27 protein-coding genes are annotated in these 21,235 nt (G+C 60.7%); 14 read left to right on the top strand and 13 right to left on the bottom strand.

Translation table 11 applies throughout. The annotated features are described in order from the left end of the window. Positions 1-60 precede the first annotated feature (60 nt). Entirely contained in the window at positions 61-825 is a 765-nt protein-coding gene (locus LCM24_RS06350; protein WP_224803218.1) for a glycine zipper 2TM domain-containing protein, read from the top strand. Between the two features lie 43 nt (positions 826-868). On the opposite strand, the gene LCM24_RS06345 is transcribed toward LCM24_RS06350, so the two are convergent. From LCM24_RS06345 to LCM24_RS06320, 6 genes are all read right to left on the bottom strand, one after another. Further along, complete coding sequence (locus LCM24_RS06345; protein ID WP_224803217.1) at positions 869-1,807, bottom strand: ParB/RepB/Spo0J family partition protein; 939 nt, start codon at positions 1,805-1,807, stop codon at positions 869-871. Then, positions 1,804-2,595 carry a ParA family protein gene (locus LCM24_RS06340; protein ID WP_224803216.1) on the bottom strand — a complete coding sequence of 264 codons (792 nt, stop codon included), beginning with the start codon at positions 2,593-2,595 and terminating at the stop codon, positions 1,804-1,806. The genes LCM24_RS06345 and LCM24_RS06340 overlap by 4 nt, the downstream gene beginning before the upstream one ends. Continuing rightward, positions 2,592-3,224 carry a 16S rRNA (guanine(527)-N(7))-methyltransferase RsmG gene (rsmG, locus tag LCM24_RS06335; protein WP_224803215.1) on the bottom strand — a complete coding sequence of 211 codons (633 nt, stop codon included), beginning with the start codon at positions 3,222-3,224 and terminating at the stop codon, positions 2,592-2,594. Before rsmG ends, LCM24_RS06340 begins: the two co-directional genes overlap by 4 nt. Then, positions 3,221-5,077: a tRNA uridine-5-carboxymethylaminomethyl(34) synthesis enzyme MnmG gene (mnmG, locus tag LCM24_RS06330; protein ID WP_224803214.1), complete on the bottom strand. Its 1,857-nt coding sequence runs from the start codon at positions 5,075-5,077 to the stop codon at positions 3,221-3,223. Before mnmG ends, rsmG begins: the two co-directional genes overlap by 4 nt. Before the next feature lie 65 nt (positions 5,078-5,142). Next, positions 5,143-6,417, bottom strand: a complete 1,275-nt coding sequence (gene mnmE / locus LCM24_RS06325; RefSeq protein WP_224803213.1) for a tRNA uridine-5-carboxymethylaminomethyl(34) synthesis GTPase MnmE — start codon at positions 6,415-6,417, stop codon at positions 5,143-5,145. A 14-nt stretch (positions 6,418-6,431) separates the two neighbouring features. Next, positions 6,432-6,695, bottom strand: coding sequence for a DUF6489 family protein (locus LCM24_RS06320; protein ID WP_090477074.1), 264 nt, complete (start codon positions 6,693-6,695; stop codon positions 6,432-6,434). A gap of 110 nt (positions 6,696-6,805) precedes the next feature. On the opposite strand from LCM24_RS06320, the gene LCM24_RS06315 reads away from it, so the two are divergent. From LCM24_RS06315 to LCM24_RS06305, 3 genes are read left to right on the top strand one after another with little or no spacing between them, the layout of a single operon-like run. Next, positions 6,806-7,501, top strand: coding sequence for a dienelactone hydrolase family protein (locus tag LCM24_RS06315; protein ID WP_224803212.1), 696 nt, complete (start codon positions 6,806-6,808; stop codon positions 7,499-7,501). 14 nt (positions 7,502-7,515) lie between these two features. After that, positions 7,516-9,105: an FMN-binding glutamate synthase family protein gene (locus LCM24_RS06310; RefSeq protein WP_224803211.1), complete on the top strand. Its 1,590-nt coding sequence runs from the start codon at positions 7,516-7,518 to the stop codon at positions 9,103-9,105. Beyond that, positions 9,102-9,500, top strand: a complete 399-nt coding sequence (locus tag LCM24_RS06305) for a nuclear transport factor 2 family protein (protein ID WP_224803210.1) — start codon at positions 9,102-9,104, stop codon at positions 9,498-9,500. The genes LCM24_RS06310 and LCM24_RS06305 overlap by 4 nt, the downstream gene beginning before the upstream one ends. 19 nt (positions 9,501-9,519) lie before the next feature. Here LCM24_RS06305 and LCM24_RS06300 read toward each other — a convergent pair whose 3' ends face one another. The 4 genes from LCM24_RS06300 to hemE all read right to left on the bottom strand — a co-directional run bounded on the left by LCM24_RS06300 (position 9,520) and on the right by hemE (position 12,882). Beyond that, on the bottom strand, positions 9,520-9,909 hold the full coding sequence (locus tag LCM24_RS06300; RefSeq protein ID WP_224803209.1) for a BLUF domain-containing protein: 390 nt from the start codon (positions 9,907-9,909) through the stop codon (positions 9,520-9,522). Between the two features lie 43 nt (positions 9,910-9,952). Then, positions 9,953-11,218 (bottom strand): transcription termination factor Rho, encoded by a 1,266-nt coding sequence (gene rho, locus LCM24_RS06295; RefSeq protein ID WP_090477067.1) that lies wholly within the window; start codon positions 11,216-11,218, stop codon positions 9,953-9,955. Between the two features lie 163 nt (positions 11,219-11,381). After that, positions 11,382-11,825: a CopD family protein gene (locus LCM24_RS06290; protein ID WP_224803478.1), complete on the bottom strand. Its 444-nt coding sequence runs from the start codon at positions 11,823-11,825 to the stop codon at positions 11,382-11,384. A gap of 31 nt (positions 11,826-11,856) precedes the next feature. Then, positions 11,857-12,882 (bottom strand): uroporphyrinogen decarboxylase, encoded by a 1,026-nt coding sequence (gene hemE, locus LCM24_RS06285; protein WP_224803208.1) that lies wholly within the window; start codon positions 12,880-12,882, stop codon positions 11,857-11,859. 312 nt (positions 12,883-13,194) lie between these two features. Between hemE and LCM24_RS06280 the strand changes: the two genes are divergently transcribed. The 9 genes from LCM24_RS06280 to LCM24_RS06240 all read left to right on the top strand — a co-directional run bounded on the left by LCM24_RS06280 (position 13,195) and on the right by LCM24_RS06240 (position 19,131). Next, on the top strand, positions 13,195-14,052 hold the full coding sequence (locus LCM24_RS06280) for a pyruvate, water dikinase regulatory protein (protein WP_224803207.1): 858 nt from the start codon (positions 13,195-13,197) through the stop codon (positions 14,050-14,052). After that, positions 14,049-14,645: a Maf family protein gene (locus tag LCM24_RS06275; RefSeq protein ID WP_224803206.1), complete on the top strand. Its 597-nt coding sequence runs from the start codon at positions 14,049-14,051 to the stop codon at positions 14,643-14,645. The genes LCM24_RS06280 and LCM24_RS06275 overlap by 4 nt, the downstream gene beginning before the upstream one ends. Next, positions 14,642-15,493: a shikimate dehydrogenase gene (gene aroE / locus LCM24_RS06270; RefSeq protein WP_224803205.1), complete on the top strand. Its 852-nt coding sequence runs from the start codon at positions 14,642-14,644 to the stop codon at positions 15,491-15,493. The genes LCM24_RS06275 and aroE overlap by 4 nt, the downstream gene beginning before the upstream one ends. Beyond that, positions 15,490-16,092 (top strand): dephospho-CoA kinase, encoded by a 603-nt coding sequence (gene coaE / locus LCM24_RS06265; protein WP_224803204.1) that lies wholly within the window; start codon positions 15,490-15,492, stop codon positions 16,090-16,092. The genes aroE and coaE overlap by 4 nt, the downstream gene beginning before the upstream one ends. A 41-nt stretch (positions 16,093-16,133) precedes the next feature. After that, on the top strand, positions 16,134-16,820 hold the full coding sequence (gene dnaQ, locus LCM24_RS06260; RefSeq protein WP_224803203.1) for a DNA polymerase III subunit epsilon: 687 nt from the start codon (positions 16,134-16,136) through the stop codon (positions 16,818-16,820). A 67-nt stretch (positions 16,821-16,887) separates the two neighbouring features. Next, positions 16,888-17,457, top strand: coding sequence for a ribosome hibernation-promoting factor, HPF/YfiA family (gene hpf / locus LCM24_RS06255; RefSeq protein WP_090477055.1), 570 nt, complete (start codon positions 16,888-16,890; stop codon positions 17,455-17,457). Between the two features lie 12 nt (positions 17,458-17,469). Next, a complete protein-coding gene (locus LCM24_RS06250; RefSeq protein ID WP_090477053.1) occupies positions 17,470-17,928 on the top strand; it encodes a PaaI family thioesterase in 459 nt (152 codons plus the stop codon). Next, a complete protein-coding gene (locus LCM24_RS06245; protein WP_224803202.1) occupies positions 17,925-18,275 on the top strand; it encodes a DUF1491 family protein in 351 nt (116 codons plus the stop codon). Before LCM24_RS06250 ends, LCM24_RS06245 begins: the two co-directional genes overlap by 4 nt. A 202-nt stretch (positions 18,276-18,477) precedes the next feature. Continuing rightward, positions 18,478-19,131 carry a cell wall hydrolase gene (locus tag LCM24_RS06240; protein ID WP_224803201.1) on the top strand — a complete coding sequence of 218 codons (654 nt, stop codon included), beginning with the start codon at positions 18,478-18,480 and terminating at the stop codon, positions 19,129-19,131. 64 nt (positions 19,132-19,195) lie between these two features. Here LCM24_RS06240 and xth read toward each other — a convergent pair whose 3' ends face one another. Genes xth through LCM24_RS06225 form a run of 3 tightly spaced genes read right to left on the bottom strand, consistent with a single transcriptional unit; the run spans position 19,196 to position 20,812 of the window. After that, positions 19,196-19,981: an exodeoxyribonuclease III gene (gene xth, locus LCM24_RS06235; RefSeq protein ID WP_224803200.1), complete on the bottom strand. Its 786-nt coding sequence runs from the start codon at positions 19,979-19,981 to the stop codon at positions 19,196-19,198. Positions 19,982-20,019: 38 nt separating this feature from the next. Continuing rightward, a complete protein-coding gene (locus tag LCM24_RS06230; RefSeq protein WP_224803199.1) occupies positions 20,020-20,349 on the bottom strand; it encodes a HesB/IscA family protein in 330 nt (109 codons plus the stop codon). Between the two features lie 31 nt (positions 20,350-20,380). Beyond that, the gene (locus tag LCM24_RS06225; protein WP_224803198.1) at positions 20,381-20,812 is read right to left on the bottom strand and encodes a CBS domain-containing protein; all 432 of its coding nucleotides are present in this window, start codon (positions 20,810-20,812) and stop codon (positions 20,381-20,383) included. Between the two features lie 111 nt (positions 20,813-20,923). On the opposite strand from LCM24_RS06225, the gene LCM24_RS06220 reads away from it, so the two are divergent. Beyond that, on the top strand, positions 20,924-21,229 hold the full coding sequence (locus LCM24_RS06220; RefSeq protein ID WP_224803197.1) for a hypothetical protein: 306 nt from the start codon (positions 20,924-20,926) through the stop codon (positions 21,227-21,229). The last annotated feature ends 6 nt before the right edge of the window (positions 21,230-21,235 follow it).

The raw sequence follows: 21,235 nt of genomic DNA, 5'->3' as shown, positions 1-21,235 counted from the left end.
GATAACGGGCCCGGCTTGGTATTTCGGCTTGAATAGCCTTTGCCTCATGGAGTCTCGGGAATGAAGAATTTCGCCATCGCCCTGTCCGGCGCCGCTCTGTGTGCGTTCACCCCAGCGGCCGCCCAGACGTCCGACCCGGACGCAACAACCGCGGGCGATGTACCGGCAGACCGGGGAATTGAGGTCGAAGTCGTTGAAACGGTATTTCCGGCGGAGCGCGTCATTCCGAGGCGCCAAGCGCCGGTCGTTATCGAGAGGGTCGAGATCGAGGACGTTCCTGACCATGCAGGAGCCGACTTTACCCGATACCCATCAGTGACCACCGCGCAGCGCGTGGTGACAAAACGGCGCATGTACACTCAGGGTAGTCAAGGCGAGCGAGTGGAGGTGATCGGTCTTCCCGCCGGTGCGCGCGTCGTGCAATTCGATCGCGAAGCATGGCTTTCGGAATGCCGCAACCGCTTGGCAACCTATGACGAGACCGATCGAGGCAAGGTTCTTGGCGCAGTGGTTGGCGGAGCGATCGGCGGGGTAGCCGGAAATCGTATAGCCGGTGACGGTAATCGCTTGCTCGGTACCGTCGTAGGAGCAGGCGTTGGCGCAGTAGCCGGTAGCGCTGTGGGGGATTCGATAGACGAAGCGCGTCGCGGCGCAGCCTCGCCCTATGGAGAATGCGAGGCCTACCTCGACGACTATATGGAAAGTGCCGCTGCAGGCGAGCTACGTCACTCACCAAGCTATTATGGCCAGGAATATATGCTGGTGCCGGTGACGGTTTCCGAGCCACAAAAGGCGGTCTATCGGGAAGTCGCTCCGGAAGAATGACCTATCGATTTCAAGCTATTGATTTAGCGTTGTTTTCTCAGTCTCAGATGTCCCCGCCTGTGAGGCGCTGACAGATGAGATCAAGTTGGTCGAGCGTGTGGTAGCGGATGGTGACCGTCCCCGTGCTCGGCGTCTCGTCCGTCTTGATCCGCACCGGCAAACCGAGAAATTCCTCGAGATGGCCCTGTACGGCCGCAATATCCGCATCCGTTTCTGCTTCGGGAATCTGGGGTTTGACCCGACCTGAGGCTGCCGGGCGAGATGCCTTGCGTACGAGTTTCTCGACTTCGCGGACCGAAAGCCCTTCCTTCGCTGCACGTGCCGCAATGGCAGACGCGTCGTCATTGCCGATCAAGGCGCGCGCATGGCCCATTGAAAGCTTGGAGTTGGCCAGGAGATCCTGGACATCGTCGGGAAGGGCCAGCAAACGCCGCAAATTGGCGATGTGGCTGCGGGATTTGTCGACCAGACCTGCGATTTCGGCCTGGGTCATACCCTCGTCTTCCGCGAGTTTCTGATACGCCCGCGCCTCTTCCAAAGGATTGAGGTCCTCCCGCTGGAGATTCTCGATAAGTGCCAGAGCAAGGACTTCGCGCTCTTCCAGATCGCGAACAATCGCGGGAATCTGGTGAAGTCGCGCCCGCTGTGCAGCGCGCCAGCGGCGTTCACCGGCCACCAGCCGATATTTGCCGCCTGCCCTCGCAGTGACGATGACGGGCTGGATCACGCCCCGCTGGGCGATGGATGCGGCCAGTTCGTCGAGCGCCTCATCGTCGAATTGCGTCCTTGGCTGCCCGGGCAAAGGTTCGATATCGGCAACGGGGATCGAGCTAAGGCCCGAGGTGGCAGAAGGCGCAGCTGCGGTAGCCAACTCGTTGCTTTCGTTACCGGAATTGACCAGCGGCTCCTCGCGCTGGACTTCTCCAAGCAGCGCGCCGAGCCCGCGGCCAAGCTTCTTCTTGCGATCGATTGCCTGGCTCATGCGGCCTTCCTCCTCTCGGGCAGTCTTCCGATTAGTTCGCGCGCCAATCCGATGTAGGCGCGACTACCGGGACAATTGTGGTCGTAGACGAGCGCCGGCATGCCGTGGCTGGGTGCTTCGGACAGCCGCACATTACGCGGAATTACGTTCTCGAAGACGAGATTCCCGAGGCAATCACGGACATCGTCCGCGACCTGGTCGGTCAGACGGTTGCGACGATCAAACATGGTGAGCGCTATTCCGACGATACCCAGGTCCGGATTGAAGCGTTGCTGGACCCGTTCAACCGTCTGCAAAAGTTGGCTCAACCCCTCCAACGCGAAGAATTCGCACTGCAAGGGCACCAGAAGCGTATCGGCTGCCCCAAGAGCGTTCAGGGTCAGAAGCCCCAAAGACGGCGGGCAATCGATGAAACAGATATCGTAACTTGCGAAACCGGATGTGCCCGACTGCGCGAGCGCTTTCGACAGGCGTGCAGTGCGGTCATCGACGGCGACCAGCTCCACCTCGGCTCCTGATAGGTCCTGGGTCGCTGGAACGATGTCGAGGCCAGGAATTTCAGTCGGCTGCGCGCATTGCGCCAAGGTTCCTTGCTCAAGCAGAAGGTCGTAGCTGGAATATTTCCGATCGACGCCCTCAATCCCCATGCCGGTCGACGCATTGCCCTGAGGGTCAAGATCGATGAGGAGGGTTTTCCAACCGGTGGCGGCCATCGCCGTTGCGATATTGATGGCGGTGGTCGTTTTGCCCACCCCGCCCTTCTGATTGGCAATTGCGACGGTAATCACGCTTTTTCCCTCACTTTGCCCCGACCAACAACAATTCCCGCGTCCTGATCCGTGAGTGACTGTTCCACGTGGAACATTTTCGACTCCCGTCCGGGTAGCTCCTGCACTTCATGAGCCGCAGATCGCCCTTTCGGCAACACCCAGCGTGTGTCGTCTGTGGAGAAGCGTGCGGATAAACGCAGCAGCTTGGCAAGCGGAGCGAACGCGCGAGCCGAAATGATTCCCGCCTCGACCGTCGTGACTTGCTCCAGACGACACCCTTCGATGTGGCAATTCTCAAGGCCAAGTTCGGAGCTCATTCTCTCGAGCCACTCCACCCGTAAACGACGGGACTCAATCAGCACAAACTCGATATCGGGCCGCAATGTCGCCAGGACCAGCCCGGGGAAGCCGGCACCACTCCCCAAATCGAGCCAAGGGCCATATGTTTCACGTGGAACGTGGTCCAGCAATTGCGCCGAGTCTGCAAAATGGCGGACCCAGATGTGGTCCAGCGAACCCTTGGCCACAAGGTTCTGGCGCTGATTCTCTTCTTTCAGCCGTTCGGAAAGCACCGACAGGGAGCGAATAGCGCGCGCTCCGCCCTTCTCTTCAATGTAGGCTCGCGCTTCTTTTTCCTGCTCTATCACAAGGCCTGAACCTCTTGTGCGCGCTTCACGTGTACCATCAACGCCGCAAGCGCTGACGGGGTAACGCCGGGAATTCGCCCAGCCGCAGATAATGTTGGGGGCTTTGCGGCAGTCAAACGCTCGACCATTTCGTTGGACAGGCCAGGCACCTCAGCAAAAGCGAACTCCTCCGATATCCTCAAATGTTCGCCCGCACGAAGCTCGCGCAACTCAGCATCCTGTCGCTCCAGATAAGGCGAATAGAACGCATCCTCCGCCATCTCGACAGCCAAGGAGTCCGCTGCATCGAAACCATCAAGGTGAGAGGCAAGATCCTGAAGTGTGACGTGACCGCCCTTCAGCCAATCGCGAGCGCTTCGGCCGCGCGCATCCGGCTTCACCGGGCGGGAGCTGGACTGCAGATCCTTGGCGGAGATCGTTTGCGAGAGAAACGCATCTATCACGTCGCGCCTGCCCTCACGCTCCTCGAACCACCGGCGACGCCCCTCGCCAACCAGTCCGACGTCGATCCCCAAGGGTGTGAGGCGAGTGTCGGCATTGGCTGCGCGGAGCCGCAGACGATATTCCGCACGCGAAGTGAGCATGCGATATGGCTCCGTCACACCCTGCAGGGTGAGATCGTCGATCATCACTGCGATGTAGGAATTTGCCCGGTCGAGTTGTGCGCCCTCTGTTTCAAGCGCCCTCCCCGCTGCATGCATTCCCGCCACGAGCCCTTGCGCCGCAGCTTCTTCGTACCCTGTCGTGCCATTGATCTGACCCGCGCAATACAAGCCCGGTATGGCTCGCACTTCGAGAGTTGAACGGAGCGCGCGCGGATCGATGTGATCATACTCGACAGCATAGCCCGGCACCTCCATCGATACTTTCTCCAAACCCTCAATCGCGCGGAGCATGTCCAGCTGCACGTCGACCGGAAGCGAAGTACTGATGCCGTTGGGGTAGACCGCACGCGTCGAGAGGCCTTCCGGCTCGAGGAATATCTGGTGCCCGTCCCGATCTCCGAAACGATGGATCTTGTCCTCGATCGAAGGACAATAGCGCGGCCCGGCGGCGCCAATCGCACCGGAGAATAGCGGTGATCGCTCGAGATTGTTGCGGATGATGTCGTGGGACGCCTCGTTGGTGCGTGTGATTGCGCAAAAGACCTGGGGGTTTAGCCGCCCACTCGACAGGGACGACATAGTCCACTGCTCTTCGTCCGATGGCTGAACATCCAACCGCGCCCAGTCGATTGTTCTCCCATCGAGGCGAGGCGGAGTTCCCGTCTTGAGCCGCGACATCGGTAAATCAGCACCACGCAGCTGCTCTGCCAGGCGATGTGCGGCATTCTCTCCGATGCGCCCGCCCTCGAAACGCTCCTCACCGCGGAATAGCGTGCCCCCTAGGAAGGTGCCGGTACACAGAATGACCGAGCGCGCCTCCATGGAACTACTGTCCGCAAGCTCAATGCCCGTAACGGTGCCATTTGCGAGCCTCAGCGCCGCAGCTTCTCCCTCAACCAGTGTCAAATTGGATTGAGAATGGACGATGCCCTGCACCGCCGCATGAAACAACGCGCGATCCGCTTGGACACGCGGCCCCCATACCGCACTGCCTTTTGACCGATTGAGCATCCGGTAATGGATTGCCGCCGCGTCGGCAGCACGGCCAATCACCCCGTCGAGAGCATCCACCTCCCTCACCAGGTGACCCTTGCCGAGGCCGCCGATTGCGGGATTGCAGCTCATCGCACCGATCTTCGACAGATCGAAACTGACCAGAGCCGTATGAGCGCCCATCCGCGCAGACGCGCAGGCCGCCTCAACGCCAGCGTGCCCGCCGCCGATCACTATGGTGTCAAATCTTTGCATAAAGCGCCCGATAAATGTGTTTGCCTATCGGGTCAAAGCCTCGCGGTGTTCCACGTGAAACATTCTCATTTTCCGATGCAGAAGCGCCCGAACAAGGCGTCGAGAACCTCCTCGGTCGATTGGCGGCCAAGCAGCCTGTCAAATGCCCTGCGTGCGAGCCTCAAGCGCTCCCCTATAAGAAGGAGGTCATCACCCTCTTCGATCCCCTCAAGGGCGTCAAATGCATGACCAAGCGCCTCGGCCTGGCGTTGATTGAAGGCAGCCATGCCGCGCTTGGGGACCAAACCCCTCGCCCTCGCCACCAAATCCTCCACCAAGCCCTCCAGCCCGAAACCGCTGGCGGACGAGAGTGTGTGATCGGCGTTCTTCTTTCCAGCCCCTTCGAGATCGCATTTGGCCGCAATCTCCAATGCACCTTCCGGGCCTTCTCCTTCTGCGCCGAGCCAAAGCACAATGTCGGCCTTCTCGAGCTCTTTGCGTGCGCGGTCGATACCGATGGCTTCAACCAGGGCCGCGCCATCGTCCCTGAGGCCGGCCGTATCGATCAATACGAACGGCATGCCTTCGAACGCCACCGGCCGCTCGATAACGTCACGGGTAGTCCCCGCTTCATCGGTGACGATCGCAGCGCCTTCGTTAAGGAGGGCATTGAATAGAGAGGATTTTCCGGCGTTCGGCGGACCGGCAAGCACGACCCTGATGCCATCGCGCAACCGCTCTGCGCGCGGAGACTGCAGCGCGGCGCGAATTTCTGCCAAGACTGCTGCCAACCCATCCTGAAAGGCGGGCGGCAATACTTCGACATCATCCTCATCAGAAAAATCGAGTGCCGCCTCGACATAGGCGGACAAGCCGAGAACTTGCGATCGCCATGCATCGACCTGAGTCGAAAGCGCGCCGTCGGCAGAGGCTTGGGCTGCGAGCCTCTGCAATTCGGTTTCCGCCGCCAGAAGGTCCGCCAGACCTTCCGCCTCGGCGAGATCCAGCACACCATTCGCGAAGGCCCTTCTGGTGAATTCGCCGGGCTCTGCTTTGCGCAACCCCGGGATCGAAGCCAGTGCACCCTCGATCGCAGCGACAACGGCGCGCCCCCCATGGCAATGGATTTCCGCCAGCTCCTCTCCCGTGGCTGTTTGCGGGCCATCGAACCAGAGGACGAGCGCACGGTCCAGAACGCCCCCTGCCCCGTCTCTCAGGGTCCGCAGCGTTGCTCGGCGAGGCTCCCGCACCCTTCCTGCCAGCCGCTCCAAAGCCTCACGCGCACTTCCACCGCTGATCCTGATGATCCCGATAGCGGCAGGAGGCGATCCGCTCGAAAGAGCGAAGATCGTATCACTCATGAGGAAGAGCTATCCTAGTCGTCCGAAGACTTGGTGGTCTTGCCGGACGTGCGTGCAGCATTGGCGCCTTCCATGAAGCTCTGGAACAGCTTGAAACCGGCCTGCCCCATGGGCGCGAGCTGTCGCGCGTATTCCTGCAGCTGGTCCGGACTGGAAACACCCTTCATCGCTTTCGACATCATGTCGACGTAGACATCGTTCGCCTTTCCGACGTCGGGCAGGCCCATGAAGGTCCGCGCCTCCTCTGGCGTACAGTCGATTTCGATTTGGACCTTCATCGCGTTTCCTCCGTTGAATGCCCAGAAGACATCTGGGTCTTTCCATATCTGGGTTTGCCAGCCCCGCGCCACAAGCGCTAGGCCTGCAACTATCTAGGGAGAATACACGCATGAGCGAACTGGTCACCATCTCCACACTCGATGGCGCAAACACATTCAACGCGTATGTCGCGAGGCCGGCAGACAAGCCGAAAGCCGCGATCGTGGTCATCCAGGAGATATTCGGCATCAACGCCGGAATCCGCCGCAAGTGCGACAAGCTCGCAGAAGACGGCTACTTGGCCGTGGCCCCGGATCTCTTCTGGCAATTCGAGGATGGCATCGAACTCGATCCCGATATCGAGCCGGAGATGAATAAGGCCTTGGATTTATTCGCCAAGTTCGACCAGGACCAGGGCATCCGGGACATCGAGGCGGCGATCAAATACGCTCGCGGCGAAGGGTGCGCCAAGGTCGGCGCGGTCGGCTACTGCCTTGGCGGACGCCTCGCCTATATGACGGCCGCGCGTACGGATAGCGATGCGACGGTCGGATATTACGCCGTCGGCGTCGACAATCTTCTGGGCGAAAAGCACGCCATCGCGAATCCACTCATGCTCCACATCCCGACCGAGGACGGTTTCGTGGACAAGGATACGCAGGCGGCCATGCATGCGGGCCTAGACGACCACCCCAAGGTAACGCTTCATGATTACGAGGGTCTCGATCACGGCTTCGCGACGGAGTTTGGCAATCGTCGCAGTGATGACGCTGCGAATTTAGCCGACCGCCGCACCAGCGAGTTTTTTGCCGAACACCTGGCCTGAAGGCGTCGGTTCCGATGGAAAAGCTCCCCTTCCGGTACATTATCCCGGTCCTTCTCTACGTACTGGTGGCGATTGCCGGACTATGGGAGCCGGCAAGGTGGTTGCTGTGGATCCTCGTTCCCGCTCTACTTGTTGCAGTTTGGGATTTTTCGCAGGAAAAACATACCCTTAGAAGAAATTACCCGCTCATCGCCCGGATCAGGTGGATCATGGAGGACCTGCGCCCCTTCGCCCAGTCCTACGTGGTTGAAGGGGATCTTGAGGGCAGGCCGTTCAGCCACCAGGCTCGCGCGCTTGTTTATGCAAGGGCCAAGGGCGACCTCGACTCGCACCCCATGGGGACCGAGCTCGACGTCTATTCCGATGAATACGAGTGGGTCGGCCACTCGATTGCCCCCTCCTCCACCGCGCCCGAGGAATGGCGCGTGACGGTTGGCGAGACTACGTGCGCCAAGCCGTACTCATCGTCCCTCCTGAATATCTCCGCCATGAGCTTCGGGTCGCTTTCCGGCCGTGCGATCGAAGCGCTCAATGCCGGGGCGAAAGAGGGCAATTTCGCGCACAACACAGGCGAAGGGTCGATCAGCAAGTATCACCGCAAGCCCGGTGGCGACCTGATCTGGGAATTGGGAAGTGGGTATTTCGGCGCCAGGGCCAAGGATGGCCGGTTCGATCCGGACCAATTCAAGGAAAATGCCGCCTCCGACCAGGTCAAGATGATCGAACTCAAATTGAGCCAGGGCGCCAAGCCCGGTCATGGCGGCGTCCTGCCAGGCGCGAAGGTGACGAAGGAAATTGCAGAAGCCCGCGGCGTGCCGGTTGGCGAAACCGTCACCTCCCCGGCAGCGCACCCCGAATTCGACACTCCGATCGAAATGCTCGAATTCGTGACGAGGTTGCGCGAATTGTCGGGCGGCAAGCCTGTCGGCATTAAGCTTTGCGTGGGCCTTCCTCACGAGATCTTCGCTGTCGGGAAAGCGATGTTGGAAACCGGGATGCACCCGGACTTCATCACCGTCGATGGCGCGGAAGGCGGGACGGGCGCCGCACCTCTCGAGCTTTCCAATTCGGTCGGAATGCCCCTGCGTGAGGGGCAGATTTTCGTGCGCAACATGCTCGTGGGCACTGGCCTGCGCGACAAGGTCAAAATTGCCACGTCCGGGAAGATCCACTCAGGCGCGCAAATGGCCAAGAGCTTCGCCCTCGGTGCCGATTGGTGCAATGCGGCGCGGCCTTTCATGTTCTCGCTCGGCTGCGTGCAGTCGATGAATTGCCACAAGGGCACCTGCCCAACAGGCATCGCCACACAGGAAGAGTGGCGTCAGCGCGGCCTGATCGTCGAGGATAAGGCCCCGCGCGTAGCCCGCTTCCAGCGCCAAACGCTGCATTCCTTACGCGAGATCACGATCGCCATGGGTCTCGATAACCCTTGGGACATGAAACCGCTCGACATGCGAGAACGGATCAATGGGGCGCGATCCGATGCCTTCGACAAGATATACTATTTTGCCGAACCAGGTGTGCTGCTCGACAAACCGTCCTCCACTCCCCTCGCCCGCCATTGGGAGGCGGCGAGAGCCGACAGTTTCCGGAGGCACGCATGAGCGCTAAAATCGGTTTGAAGCGATGGCATGAAGTAATCGATGCCGGGTCGCAGCCGGAGGACCTGGCCGCAATCATCCGGGAAGATGCCCAGTTCCACTCACCCGTCGTGCATACGCCGCAAAAGGGCCGCGACCTGGTGGTGGGATATCTCTCCGCTGCAGGCAAGACCCTTGGGAACGACAGTTTCACCTATGTGCGCGAACTGGTCGACGGCCCGAACGCCATGCTGGAATTCACTACGGAAATGGACGGGATACACGTCAACGGCATCGACCTGATCGAGTTCGACGAAGCTGGAATGATCGCGGATTTCAAGGTGATGGTGAGACCACTCAAGGCGGTGAACAAGGTCTGGGAAGAAATGGCCGCTATGCTGCAAAAGCAGGCGAGCTGACCTGCTCTCTAAAGCAGATTTACTTTCCCAAGAAACCATCCACCAGCGCAAAGATCTCCCGACCGCCGGGCTTGGTCGACAGTTTGCGCCTCAATTCCTCGAGGGCAGGCTCGGCCGAAAAGGAAATCAGGTGCTTCATTTCCCAATCGGGAAACCAGCGCTCGTCTGCCGCACTGCGGTGCAGGACCTCGATGGTGTGATGCCTCGGATCCGCTTCTAGCTCTTCTAGCAAGGCCTGGAGCGCCAATGCCGGTCCTTCGATCATCTGCAGGAAGCGGTCCGCATCGTACAGCAGGAAGCCTGTCACCGCACGTTTGGGATTGTTGCGCGCCGAAATCTCCACGATCTCGAACACGTCGGGCGTGTCGGTGCCTTTGGCGGCAATGCTGCTGTAGACGATCCGATCCACTGAAGTGCCTCACGGCGGGGCGGGCCCGCCGTGCCTCGTCCTCCTACTGGTTCATATTGGCGAAGAAGTCCTCGTTGGTCTTGGAATCCTTCATCTTGTCGAGGAGGAATTCCATCGCGTCGACCGTGCCCATCTGCATGAGGATACGGCGCAGGACCCACATCTTCGAAAGCTTGTCCTTCTCGACCAGCAGTTCTTCCTTGCGGGTACCGGACTTGCCGACGTCGAGAGCCGGGAAGATGCGCTTGTCGGCAACCTTGCGGTCGAGGACGATTTCGCTGTTACCGGTGCCCTTGAATTCTTCGAAGATGACCTCGTCCATGCGGCTGCCGGTATCGATCAGCGCGGTTGCGATGATGGACAGCGAGCCGCCTTCCTCGATGTTGCGGGCCGCACCGAAGAAGCGCTTGGGGCGCTGGAGGGCATTGGCATCGACACCGCCGGTGAGCACCTTGCCCGAGCTGGGCACCACGGTGTTGTAGGCGCGGCCGAGACGGGTGATGGAGTCGAGCAGGATGACGACGTCGCGCTTATGCTCGACGAGACGCTTCGCCTTCTCGATCACCATTTCGGCGACCTGGACGTGGCGGTTTGCAGGTTCATCGAAGGTCGAGGAAATAACCTCGCCCTTCACGCTGCGCTGCATGTCGGTAACTTCTTCCGGGCGCTCGTCGACGAGCAGGACCAGGAGGAAGACTTCCGGGTGGTTGTCGGTGATCGCCTTGGCGATATTCTGCAGCAGGACGGTCTTACCGGTACGCGGCGGAGCGACGATCAGCGCGCGCTGGCCCTTGCCCTGCGGCGAGATGATATCGATCACGCGCGCCGACTTGTCCTGGACCGTCGGATCGAGCGTATCGAGCGACAATTTCTGTTCCGGATAGAGCGGGGTCAAATTGTCGAAATTGGTGCGGTGGCGGACCTGGTCGGGATCTTCGAAATTGACGCTGGTCAGCTTCGTCAGCGCGAAATAGCGCTCGCCTTCCTTGGGCGCGCGGATTTCACCTTCGACAGTGTCACCGGTGCGCAGGCCCCATTTACGGACTTGGTTCGGCGAGACGTAGATATCGTCGGGACCGGCGAGATAATTCGCTTCGGGGCTGCGCAGGAAGCCAAAGCCGTCCTGCAGCACTTCGATCGTGCCGATGCCCATGATCTTCTCGTCATATTCTTCGTCTTCCGCCAGTTCGCGGAGGATGCAGAACATGAGGTCCTGGCGGCGCATGGTCGATGCGCCTTCGACGCCCAGTTCCTCGGCCATTGCCACGAGGTCTGCGGGCGCTTTTGCTTTCAAATCTTTGAGATGCATGTGTTATTACTCAGGTATGTGGAATGGCCGGCGGGTCGGTATGGGCTTGGAGAAAGCAGACCCGGCACCCTTATGAATCGCGGGGGCCTCTTGCCGGTCGGTGGAATGCAGATAAATGTCGCCCCGCCTGCCGTCAATCGGCAAACGATGGTCGCGGCCGACGTCAGAACGGTTTGACGATCACCAGCACGACAATCACCGCAAGCAGGATGCCGGGCACTTCGCCGTACAGCCGCAACTGTTTTTCGCTAAGCGGGCGATCGCCTTTCGACATGGCCTTCGACTTGGCGACCATGAATCCGTGAAAACCGGTCAGAAGCAGCACGAACAGCAGTTTCGCATGAAACCAGCCCTGGTCGAACGCTCCGATGCTCATCGCAAGCGCGAGACCAAGGACCCAGACGACGATCAGGCTTGGCGTCAGGATGATCTTGCGAAGCAGACCCATGCGCTTGGCCCAAGTCGCTTCCTCGTCGGATCCCGCCGCGGCTTCGTGGCAATAGATCATCTGGCGCGGGAGCATGAACAGACCGGCCATCCAGAACACCATGAAAATGATGTGGCCGGCCTTCAGCCAAAGATAGGTCATCGCAAGAATATCCTGCATGCAGTCGATGTAGGGATAGCAGACAGCTTCGTCACCCCTGCCAGCCCCGGACAGTTGCAATTAGGCGCTCCACATTCGCAATCGGGGTGCGGCGATCGATGCCGTGACCCAGATTGAAGACATGGGGCCGGTCGGAAAAAGCCTCGAGGATTGTCTCGATGCGTGTTTCGAGGGCCGGACTACCCGAAAGCAGGAGAAGCGGGTCCAGATTGCCTTGTACGGCCATCCCAGCAGGCAATTCGCGCGCGACCCACACCGGATCGAGCGTTTCATCGACCCCGAGGGCCTTCACACCGGTTTCGCGGGCATAGGCGGGGAGCTTTTCACCAGCCCCCTTCGGAAAGCCGATGATGGGCGTTTCGGGATGTCGCTCGGCCAGGGCCGTAACGATCTTCGCATTGGGAGCGATGACCCAGCGTTCGAATTCATCGGGCGCCAGACTGCCGGCCCAGCTGTCGAAGAGTTGGACGGCTTCTGCCCCGGCCTCGATCTGGCCGGAAAGATATTCGATCGTCTCATGGGCGATCGCATCGATGATCGCCTGCAGTTTGCCCGGGTCGCGATAGGCCATGGCCCGCGCATCGTGCTGGTCGCGGCTCCCCTCGCCGGCGACCATGTAGGTCGCGACGGTCCATGGGCTACCCGCGAAGCCGAGCATCGTGGTATCGTTAGATAGACGCTGACGGCAAAGGCGAACCGTTTCGTAGATCGGTTCATAGCGGGAGCGGTCGGGATTCAATCCGTCGAGGTCGGCCTCCATCAGCGGCGGGGAAAGCTTCGGGCCTTCGCCTGCCAGGAACTCGAGATGCTGGCCGAGCGCATGGGGCACGATCAGGATATCGGAAAACAGGATCGCTCCGTCGAAACCGAACCTGTCGATCGGCTGCATCGTGATCTCGCAAGCCGCCTCGCTGTCGTAAGCCATCGCGAGGAACCCGCCCTTCTCGGCGCGCAATTCGCGATACTCGGGAAGGTACCGGCCAGCCTGGCGCATGAGCCAGAGCGGCACCTTGTCAGCGCGCTTACCGTTCAGAGTGTCGAGCAGAAGGCCGGGCATCGAGAGAGAGTCCAATCCAATAAATAATGATTATTATAAGAGTTGAAGGAGTCTGTTGGCCCTGTGGATATCGGGCATAGCCGCCCCCTGCCCCATTTCTCCCGCAAGGAAAAGGCCGGATGCCGGATTGCGACTCGCGGCAGGCCGTGAGTCGAGTCAAACTTATCCCGCTTCTCCCCAGCCTGCGAACAAGTTCCATTTGCTGTGCGGGAATCGCCCCCGAAGAGGACTCGCAATGGGGAGTGAATCGATCCCCGAACTTGTCGCCAGACTTGTGCCGTGGTTTATCCGGTGCTTCTCCACAGGCCGAAAGTGACCACCATCGCCGACCGTATCCATCTCCACCTCCTGTCCGATTCCACCGGCGAAACGCTGGAAATGCTGGCCAAGGCCGCGCTCGCCCAGTTCGACGATGCCGATGTCGTGCGCCATTTCTGGCCGATGGTCCGCTCGCGGCAGCATCTCGACAGGATCGTGCCGGAACTCAAGGCCAATCCGGGCCTCGTACTCTTCACTCTCGTCAATCCCGAGGCGCGTGCCCGCCTTGAAGAGGTGTGCACGCAAAATGCCCTGCCTGCGGTGCCGATCCTCGACCGGGTAACCGAAGCGCTCGAGAAAGCGCTTGGCCAGGAAGCTCATGGAAGACCGGGGCGCCAGCACCAGATGGACAAGGCCTACTTCGAACGCGTCGAGGCAATCCAGTTCACGATCGCCCATGACGACGGGATCGGGTGGGAAAACTGGGAAGAAGCGGACATCATTCTCGCCGGTGTGTCGCGTAGCTCCAAAACCCCGACAAGCATCTATCTGGCCAACCGCGGGTTCAAGGTCGCGAACATTCCGCTGGTGGTCGAAAGCCCACCGCCCCCGAAGCTCTTCGAGCTGAGCAAGCCTCTTGTGGTCGGCCTTACGACCGCGCCAGAGCGGCTTGTCCAGATCCGCCGCAACCGCCTGCTCACGCTGAACGAACAGTCCCAGACCGCCTATATCGATAACGAGCGGGTCAAATCGGAAGTGGCCTTCGCGCGCCGCATGTTTGCCGACAATGGATGGCCCGTTATCGACGTGACGCGCCGCTCGATCGAGGAAACGGCGGCCGCCATCATTCGCCTGTGTAGCGAGCGCAGCCACAAATCCGGTGGCGATTTCGAAGGGGTGAAGGCGATATGAGCGGCATTGCAGGCACCGGCATCGTGCTCGCCTCCAATTCCGCCTCGCGCAAGGCGATGCTCGATGCGGCCGGCGTGTCCTATGTCGCGCAGGCCGCCGATGTCGACGAACGTGGTTTGGAAGCGGAGATGGAAGGCGCCGATCCTGCGGAAATCGCGCAGGCTCTCGCCGCAGCAAAGGCGACCGGCGTGAAATCCGACGGTCTGGTTCTGGGCAGCGATTCTCTCGTCGAGGTCGATGGGCGCAGGTTCGACAAGCCTGCAACCCGCGACCAGGCCGCTGAGCACCTGCGTTTCTTTTCCGGCAAGGTAATGACCTTGCACAGCGCGGCTGCGCTGGCACGAGACGGGAAGATCGTCTGGATGGGATCGGATTTCGCGCGCCTCAGGGTTCGCGAACTGTCCGAGGAATTCATCGAAGCATACCTCGATGCCGAATGGCCGGAAGTCTCTTACTGTGTCGGCGTTTTCCGGATCGAGGGTCCGGGCGTGCAATTGTTCGAAAGCATCATGGGCGACCAGTTTACCGTGTTGGGAATGCCATTGCTCCAGGTTCTCGATGCGCTGCGCGATGAAGGCGCCCTTCCCTCGTGAAACCTTACGCAGAGGTCATCGGCGACCCGATCGCGCAGTCCAAGTCTCCTGCGATCCATGGCTTCTGGATCGAGAAGCTCGGGATCGAGGCCGAATATCGCGCCCACCACGTCGCATCGTCCGGTCTCGAAAACTATCTTGTCGAAAGACGGGGAGACCCCGACTGGCGCGGGTGCAATGTCACCATGCCGCATAAACAGGCGATCATCCCCTACCTCGACCGGATGGAGCCCCTCGCCAAGCGCGTGGGAGCGGTAAATACGGTCGTGAAGGCTCCTGACGGAGCGCTGGTGGGGCGCAACACGGATGTCGCGGGCTTTCTCGAACCCTTGCGATCGGAACTGTCGGGCACGCACTATTTCCGGATGGCACGTATCCTGGGCACAGGAGGTGCGGCGCGTGCGATCGTGGCGGGTCTTGCGAAGGAAGGGTTCACTCTCGTCCTCGCCGGACGCAATACCGATAAGGCACGCGCTCTTCTCGACGAGCTAGCCGAGGGAGAACACCACGTCGCGCCGCTGTCGCATTTTGCCGAAGTGACGGACTTTGCTTTCGACGACCGTGACGGCTGCTGCGATTTGGTCATCAATGCCAGTCCCTTGGGGATGCGCGGACAGCCCCCCCTCCCCTTCGACTGGAGCCATGCCCCACCCGGATCCATCGCCTATGACATCGTCACCGACCCGCTCGAGACAGCTTTCCTGAAGTCGGCGCGCGATGCGGGGCTGCAGACTATCGATGGCCTTTCCATGCTGATCGGTCAGGCGGCGGCCGCCTTTCGGTTTTTCTTCGGCACAGAGGCACCGCGAGAGCATGATAGCGAGCTGCGTGAAAGGCTGACCTTGTGACCCGTCCGACCATAATCGGTCTCACCGGCTCGATCGGGATGGGCAAATCCACGGTCGCCGAGATGTTCGAACGTGCGGGCGTGCCGGTGTTTGATGCCGACAGGGAAGTGCGCAGGATGCAGGGTCCTGGTGGCAGGCTGGTTGCAGCTATCGAAGCTGAATTTCCGGGCAACACGGATGAAACCGGGGTTCTGCGCGACAAGCTCGGCAAGCTGGTGTTCGGCGATAAAGCCGCCCTCGCCCGTCTCGAGGCCATCGTTCACCCGGCAGTCGCCGAAGAACGGGGCGCCTTCCTGATCGAACACGCCGGTCAGGACATGGTGGTATTCGACATCCCCCTGCTGTTCGAAAAAGGCGGCCACGAGGCGGTCGATGTGATCGTGGCCGTCTCGGCCCCGGCCGAGGTCCAGCGCGAACGGGTTCTGGCCCGCCCCGACATGACGCCCGAGAAATTCGCGCACATACTGTCGCTTCAGGTTCCCGACGCAGAGAAGCGCGCTCGCGCCGATCACATCATCGACACCGGGACGACGCTTTCGCAAACCGAACAGGCGGTGCGAAGCCTTATCGATGAATTGCGCAGCCAGTCGCGAGTCTAAAATCCTTGTAATCCGCCAGCACGAGTCCGATAGTCACTGCAATGCGCGAGATCGTTTTCGATACTGAGACCACCGGCCTTGATCCCAAGACAGGCGACCGGATGGTCGAAATCGGTTGCGTGGAAATGGTCAATCTCGTCCCGACGGGTGAGGTGTTCCACGCTTATTACAACCCGGAACGCGACATGCCCGCCGGAGCAGAAGCGGTGCACGGCTTGTCTGCGTCTTTCCTGTCCGACAAACCGCTATTCCGCGATACGGCGCATGAATTGCTCGATTTCATCGGCGACGCGCCTCTCATTGCGCACAATGCCGGCTTCGATTTCGCGTTTCTCAACGCCGAACTGGCCCTGTGCGAGCGCGAGGCGATCTGCATGAGCAGGATGGTCGACACCGTCGCCATGGCCAAGAAAAGGCACCCGGGCGCGAAATTGTCGCTGGATGCGCTGTGTTCGCGCTACGGCATCGATCGCAGCCATCGCGTCAAGCACGGGGCTTTACTCGATGCGGAATTGCTCGCCCAGGTTTATGTTGAACTCAAGGGCGGTCGCCAGATCGGCCTCGAACTTGCGGCAGAGCGCGTGCAGGTCGTCGAGCAGGAAGTGGTCGCCGTTCGCCAGGCCCCGGACCGTCCGCGCCGCGAACCGCGAGGTCACGCGCCCAGCGAGGAAGAGCTTGCGCGCCACAGGAAATTCATGAGCGGGATCGAAAACCCGCTTTGGGGTTAGTTTCGTTGGAGGGCGCGGCGCGTGTCGCCACGGTCCCGACCGGCATGCTGCGGTAAAGGAGAGAAATATGGATATTCGCGTCTCGGGTCATCAGATCGATACCGGCGCTGCGCTGCAGACCCATGTCGAAGACCGCATGCAAGGCATCGTCGACAAGTATTTCAACCGCGCGATTTCCTCGCACGTCACCTTCGGCAAGGCGGCTGGCGGCGCGTTCTCTTCGGACATCGTCACCCATGTCATGCAGGGCCTTATCCTCAAGGGTCATGCAGAGGCGCACGACATCCACCAGGCGTTCGACAAGGCGGCTACCAAGATCGAAAAGCAGCTCCGCCGCTACAAGAGGCGGATCCAGGACCGGCACGAGCAGGCGCAATATGCCATGCGCGAGGAAGAGGCCGCCTACACGATCTTCGCCGCGCCCGAGCCCGAGAATGATGATGAGATCACTGCGGACAGCCCGCCGATCGTTGCAGAGACAAGCGCGATGATCCCCGAATGCTCGGTGGCCGATGCGGTCATGATGCTCGACCTGCAGAATACGAACGCGCTCCTCTTCAAGAACGGCGCTACGGAAGCGCATAACATGGTCTACCGCCGGCCCGATGGTTCGATCGGCTGGGTCGAGCCGCGCTGACGGGACAATTCAATGGCTATGTCTGGCAATAGCGGCGCGGAGGGTCACTGGCGCGCCCTCGAGGGATTGTACGCCTCTGCACCCGTAAACGGCCTGTTCGATTCCTCGCTCGAGATCACCGGGGAAGGCAGCGCGCGCATCACTTTCGATGTGACCGAGGCTGCCTATCATGCTGCCGGCGCAGCGCACGGGACGATCTACTTCAAGATGCTCGACGATGCGGCATTCTATGCGGCGAATACGCTGGTTACGGACCGTTTCCTGCTGACCACGTCCTTCAACCTCCATTTCACCAAGCCGGTCCGCGAAGGGCGCGTTACTGCGGAAGGGCGCTGGGTCAGCGGCAAGCGCAGGGTGTTCGTGGCCGAATCGCGGCTGGTCGATGCCGAAGGGGACGAAATAGGCCGCGGCACGGGCACGTTCATGAAATCGCGCATCTCGCTCTCCGGCCTACCGGGATATGCCGCTTGAGCCACGGCTTCGAAGACGCGCGCCTGCCGACACATATCGAGGTGAGCGGCCTGATACGCCAGGCCCAGGCCGCCGGAGGCTTTGCGACCGTACTTCAATCGGGCGAGCGTGATGCAGGAACGCTGGGCATATTAACCACAAACAGTGGCAAAAATACAATGTTCTGGGAGCGGATGCCGCAGCTCGACGGGACGCGCCGCTTTCAGGCGATAATGACGCAAGATATTGAAAAACTGCGAGAATTCGACGCATATATCCGCCGCCGCATGGACCAGGACCCCGATCTTTGGATTCTGGAACTGGATGGCCCCGAAATGGAACGCCTCATCGATTCCGACCTCCGTTAACTTGACACGGTTTCAATTGTGACTATTTGGCTGCCCAGCTTCGATGCGTAGGCGGCTTTGGACGACAATGGGGTCGGCAAGCTAGCACGCAGACGGGGAACGACCGGCAGGCTCGAAAAACGGATCTGAATACCATGGCACAAATAACGTGCCTCTGATCCCGGCCTGCGACTGCGAGTTCACCGCTTAGTCACTCGGAATAATGCGAAAGACTTACCTAGCCCTCGCGGCGAGCGCGGTTACGCTTGTTGCAAGTTTCGCCGGTGCGGAAGAAACCGGCTCCATCGCCTTCGCTGCCGAAGCGGATGGCGAGACGATCGTCTCCGAAACCGAACTGACCGATGAGGTCGTGCCGGTATTCGTCGAAGGCGAAGTCGTCCAAGAGCTTCCTGAAGAAACGGAAGCCACCCAGGAAATTCCCGCGGAATCGCCGAAGGCCGAGAGCCTGCACGCCCTCGTTTCCGCCATGCCCGCAGTCGGACAGCTTTCGGAAGAGATGCGCTGCCTTGCAGGTGCCGTCTATTTCGAATCGCGCGGTGAGCCGCTCGAAGGCCAGCTGGCTGTTGCGCAAGTCGTCATCAACCGCAGCGAATCGCGTCAGTTCCCCTCCAGCTATTGCGGCGTCGTTTACCAGCGCGCCCAGTTCAGCTTCGTTCGCGGCGGCAAGATGCCGCGCATCAAGCAGGGCTCTGCTGCATGGAAACGCGCCAAGGCTGTTGCGCGCATCGCGCACCAGGGCCTGTGGGACAGCGAAGCCGACGATTCGCTCTATTTCCATGCGAATTACGTCCGCCCCAGCTGGGCAAAGCGCAAGGTCGCTCGCGCGACCATCAAGACGCACATCTTCTACCGGTAAAATTCCTTGGACGGGAATATGAGGCCGCTGCGCTCAGGCGTGGCGGCCTTTTGCTTTCGGATCGTCAGCCGGCGATCTCGACCCAGACCGGCGTGTGGTCGCTGGACTTCTCGCGACCGCGATACTCCTTGTCGACGCCCGCTGCCGTCATCCGGTCGGCGAGCTCGGGCGAGAGCAGCAGGTGGTCGATCCTGAAGCCATGGTCGCGCTGCCAGGCGCCTGCCTGGTAGTCCCAGTAAGTCCACACTCCGCCGCGCGGATTGAGCGTATCGATCGCATCGGTCCAGCCATCGCCAAGCAGGCGGAAATAGGCGTCGCGCGATTCCGGTTGCATCAAGGCATCGGACGCCATCGCCTTGGGCGACCATACGTCCTTGTCTTCAGGAATGACGTTGAAATCGCCCAGCACGACCGCAGGCACTTCTTCTTCCCACACGGCCTTCATCCGCGCGCGAAGCTTATCCATCCAGGCCAGCTTGTAATCGAACTTCGGGCCCGGATGCGGATTGCCGTTGGGCAGGTAGAGATTGCAGATGCGCACCCCGTTCACCTCGGCTTCGAGATAGCGGGCCTGCTCCCCCTCGCCCTCCTTGGGCCCGTCGATGCCCAGCCCGCGCTGGATTTCGACCGGCTTCACGCCATCGGCCAGGATCGCGACGCCGTTGAAGCTTTTCTGGCCATGCCAGATGGCATGATAGCCGATGCTTTCGAATTCTTCGGCCGGAAAGCCTTCGTCCATCGTCTTGATTTCCTGCAGGCAGGCGACCGACGGGCGAGTTTCTTCAAGCCACTCCTTGAGGCGTGGCAGGCGGGCCTTGATCCCGTTGATGTTGAAAGTGGCGATACGCATGGGCGAACTGATGCCCGAAAGCGTCGCGCGGGTCTAACCTAAATCCCGAAGCTCGAACCGCAGCCACAACCGGCCGCAGCCTGGGGGTTCTCTACCTTGAATGCCGCGCCGCCGAGAGATTCCACGAAGTCCACCGTGCTTCCAGCGACCAGATCGAGGCTGACAGGGTCGACCACAAGCCGCACGCCATCGGTTTCGCTCACGCTGTCGTCGGCATCGGGACCGTCGGAAAGATCGAACTTGTACTGGAAGCCGGAGCACCCGCCGCCTTCCACCGAAAGGCGCAGGATGGCAGGTTTCGCCTGCTTTTCGGCGATGGCCGCGACTCGCGCAGCTGCCGAGGGGGTAAGGATGAGCATATCAGCCATGTCGGTCATGTAGGGAGCAGGTCGGTCCTGCTCAAGCGTGCGTGATGTAATCCCGCAAAGCCTCGGCTTCGTGCTGGACCTCGTCGAAGCGGGATTTCACCAGGTCGCCGATCGAAATGAAGCCGCACATCGCCTCGCTTTCGATCACCGGAAGATGGCGAATGCGACGACGCGTCATGAGCGCCAGGGCGTCGTCGATGAGCGTTGCCCGCTCGACGGTAATCGCCGGGGAGGTCATCACGTCTCCGACACGCTGATCGAGGCAGCTTTGCCCCTCTTCGGCCAAGCGGTGAATTACATCGCGCTCGGAGAAAATTCCGGCCACACGGCCCTGTTCGAGCACGGGGAGGGCGCCGATCCGCTTCTCCGCCAGGATGCGAACGGCATCGCGCACGGTCTGACCCACTTCCACCGAGATGATGTCCGAACTTGCCCGACCCTCGATAAGTGTGCCGATATTCATGCGCGCCTCCGTGTTCTGCCTGTCGGAAGAATGCCATTTTTTGCCTGCCTTGGCGAGTCGGGCGCATCACGCTTGTTGAAGAGCCGTGCCGCAATCGCCATGAGAAGGGTCATGACCAGACACTCGCCGCTCGACGATCCGGAACAGGCTGCATATGCCTGGGCGCGTTTTCGCCGCCTCATGCGCTTCCTGTTCCTGCTGACCGTCGGCATCGTCGCGATTGCCATGGCGCTGCTGTACAAGCAGGGGAGCGCGGCTTCCGTGCATTACTACATCGCCATCGCGCTCGGCATCGGTTTCACCATGCTGCTGACAGGCGCGCTGATGGGTCTGATGTTCCTGTCGTCCGGTACGGGACACGATGAATCAGTCGAAGACCCGACCCGCGACAGCTGGCAGGACAAGGACGCGGATTAGGGCAGG

It is taken from the genome of Qipengyuania aquimaris (assembly GCF_020171965.1).
Classification (GTDB): Bacteria; Pseudomonadota; Alphaproteobacteria; order Sphingomonadales; family Sphingomonadaceae; genus Qipengyuania; species Qipengyuania aquimaris_A.
Note: the sequence above shows the minus strand (reverse complement) of the source record. Positions and strands in the feature narration are given on the sequence as shown.

Bases quoted from the DNA above. Each gene is read 5' to 3' on its own strand.
- LCM24_RS06315 (WP_224803212.1), top strand. From the start codon at position 6,806: ATGAGCGAACTGGTCACCATCTCCACACTCGATGGCGCAAACACATTC.
- LCM24_RS06250 (WP_090477053.1), top strand. From the start codon at position 17,470: ATGGCTATGTCTGGCAATAGCGGCGCGGAGGGTCACTGGCGCGCCCTC.
- LCM24_RS06230 (WP_224803199.1), bottom strand. From the start codon at position 20,349: ATGGCTGATATGCTCATCCTTACCCCCTCGGCAGCTGCGCGAGTCGCG.
- LCM24_RS06220 (WP_224803197.1), top strand. From the start codon at position 20,924: ATGACCAGACACTCGCCGCTCGACGATCCGGAACAGGCTGCATATGCC.
- LCM24_RS06345 (WP_224803217.1), bottom strand. From the start codon at position 1,807: ATGAGCCAGGCAATCGATCGCAAGAAGAAGCTTGGCCGCGGGCTCGGC.
- LCM24_RS06275 (WP_224803206.1), top strand. From the start codon at position 14,049: ATGAGCGGCATTGCAGGCACCGGCATCGTGCTCGCCTCCAATTCCGCC.
- LCM24_RS06310 (WP_224803211.1), top strand. From the start codon at position 7,516: ATGGAAAAGCTCCCCTTCCGGTACATTATCCCGGTCCTTCTCTACGTA.
- LCM24_RS06305 (WP_224803210.1), top strand. From the start codon at position 9,102: ATGAGCGCTAAAATCGGTTTGAAGCGATGGCATGAAGTAATCGATGCC.
- dnaQ (WP_224803203.1), top strand. From the start codon at position 16,134: ATGCGCGAGATCGTTTTCGATACTGAGACCACCGGCCTTGATCCCAAG.
- LCM24_RS06240 (WP_224803201.1), top strand. From the start codon at position 18,478: ATGCGAAAGACTTACCTAGCCCTCGCGGCGAGCGCGGTTACGCTTGTT.
- xth (WP_224803200.1), bottom strand. From the start codon at position 19,981: ATGCGTATCGCCACTTTCAACATCAACGGGATCAAGGCCCGCCTGCCA.
- mnmG (WP_224803214.1), bottom strand. From the start codon at position 5,077: ATGCAAAGATTTGACACCATAGTGATCGGCGGCGGGCACGCTGGCGTT.
- hpf (WP_090477055.1), top strand. From the start codon at position 16,888: ATGGATATTCGCGTCTCGGGTCATCAGATCGATACCGGCGCTGCGCTG.
- LCM24_RS06350 (WP_224803218.1), top strand. From the start codon at position 61: ATGAAGAATTTCGCCATCGCCCTGTCCGGCGCCGCTCTGTGTGCGTTC.
- mnmE (WP_224803213.1), bottom strand. From the start codon at position 6,417: ATGAGTGATACGATCTTCGCTCTTTCGAGCGGATCGCCTCCTGCCGCT.
- LCM24_RS06225 (WP_224803198.1), bottom strand. From the start codon at position 20,812: ATGAATATCGGCACACTTATCGAGGGTCGGGCAAGTTCGGACATCATC.
- hemE (WP_224803208.1), bottom strand. From the start codon at position 12,882: ATGCCCGGCCTTCTGCTCGACACTCTGAACGGTAAGCGCGCTGACAAG.
- LCM24_RS06320 (WP_090477074.1), bottom strand. From the start codon at position 6,695: ATGAAGGTCCAAATCGAAATCGACTGTACGCCAGAGGAGGCGCGGACC.
- LCM24_RS06290 (WP_224803478.1), bottom strand. From the start codon at position 11,825: ATGCAGGATATTCTTGCGATGACCTATCTTTGGCTGAAGGCCGGCCAC.
- rho (WP_090477067.1), bottom strand. From the start codon at position 11,218: ATGCATCTCAAAGATTTGAAAGCAAAAGCGCCCGCAGACCTCGTGGCA.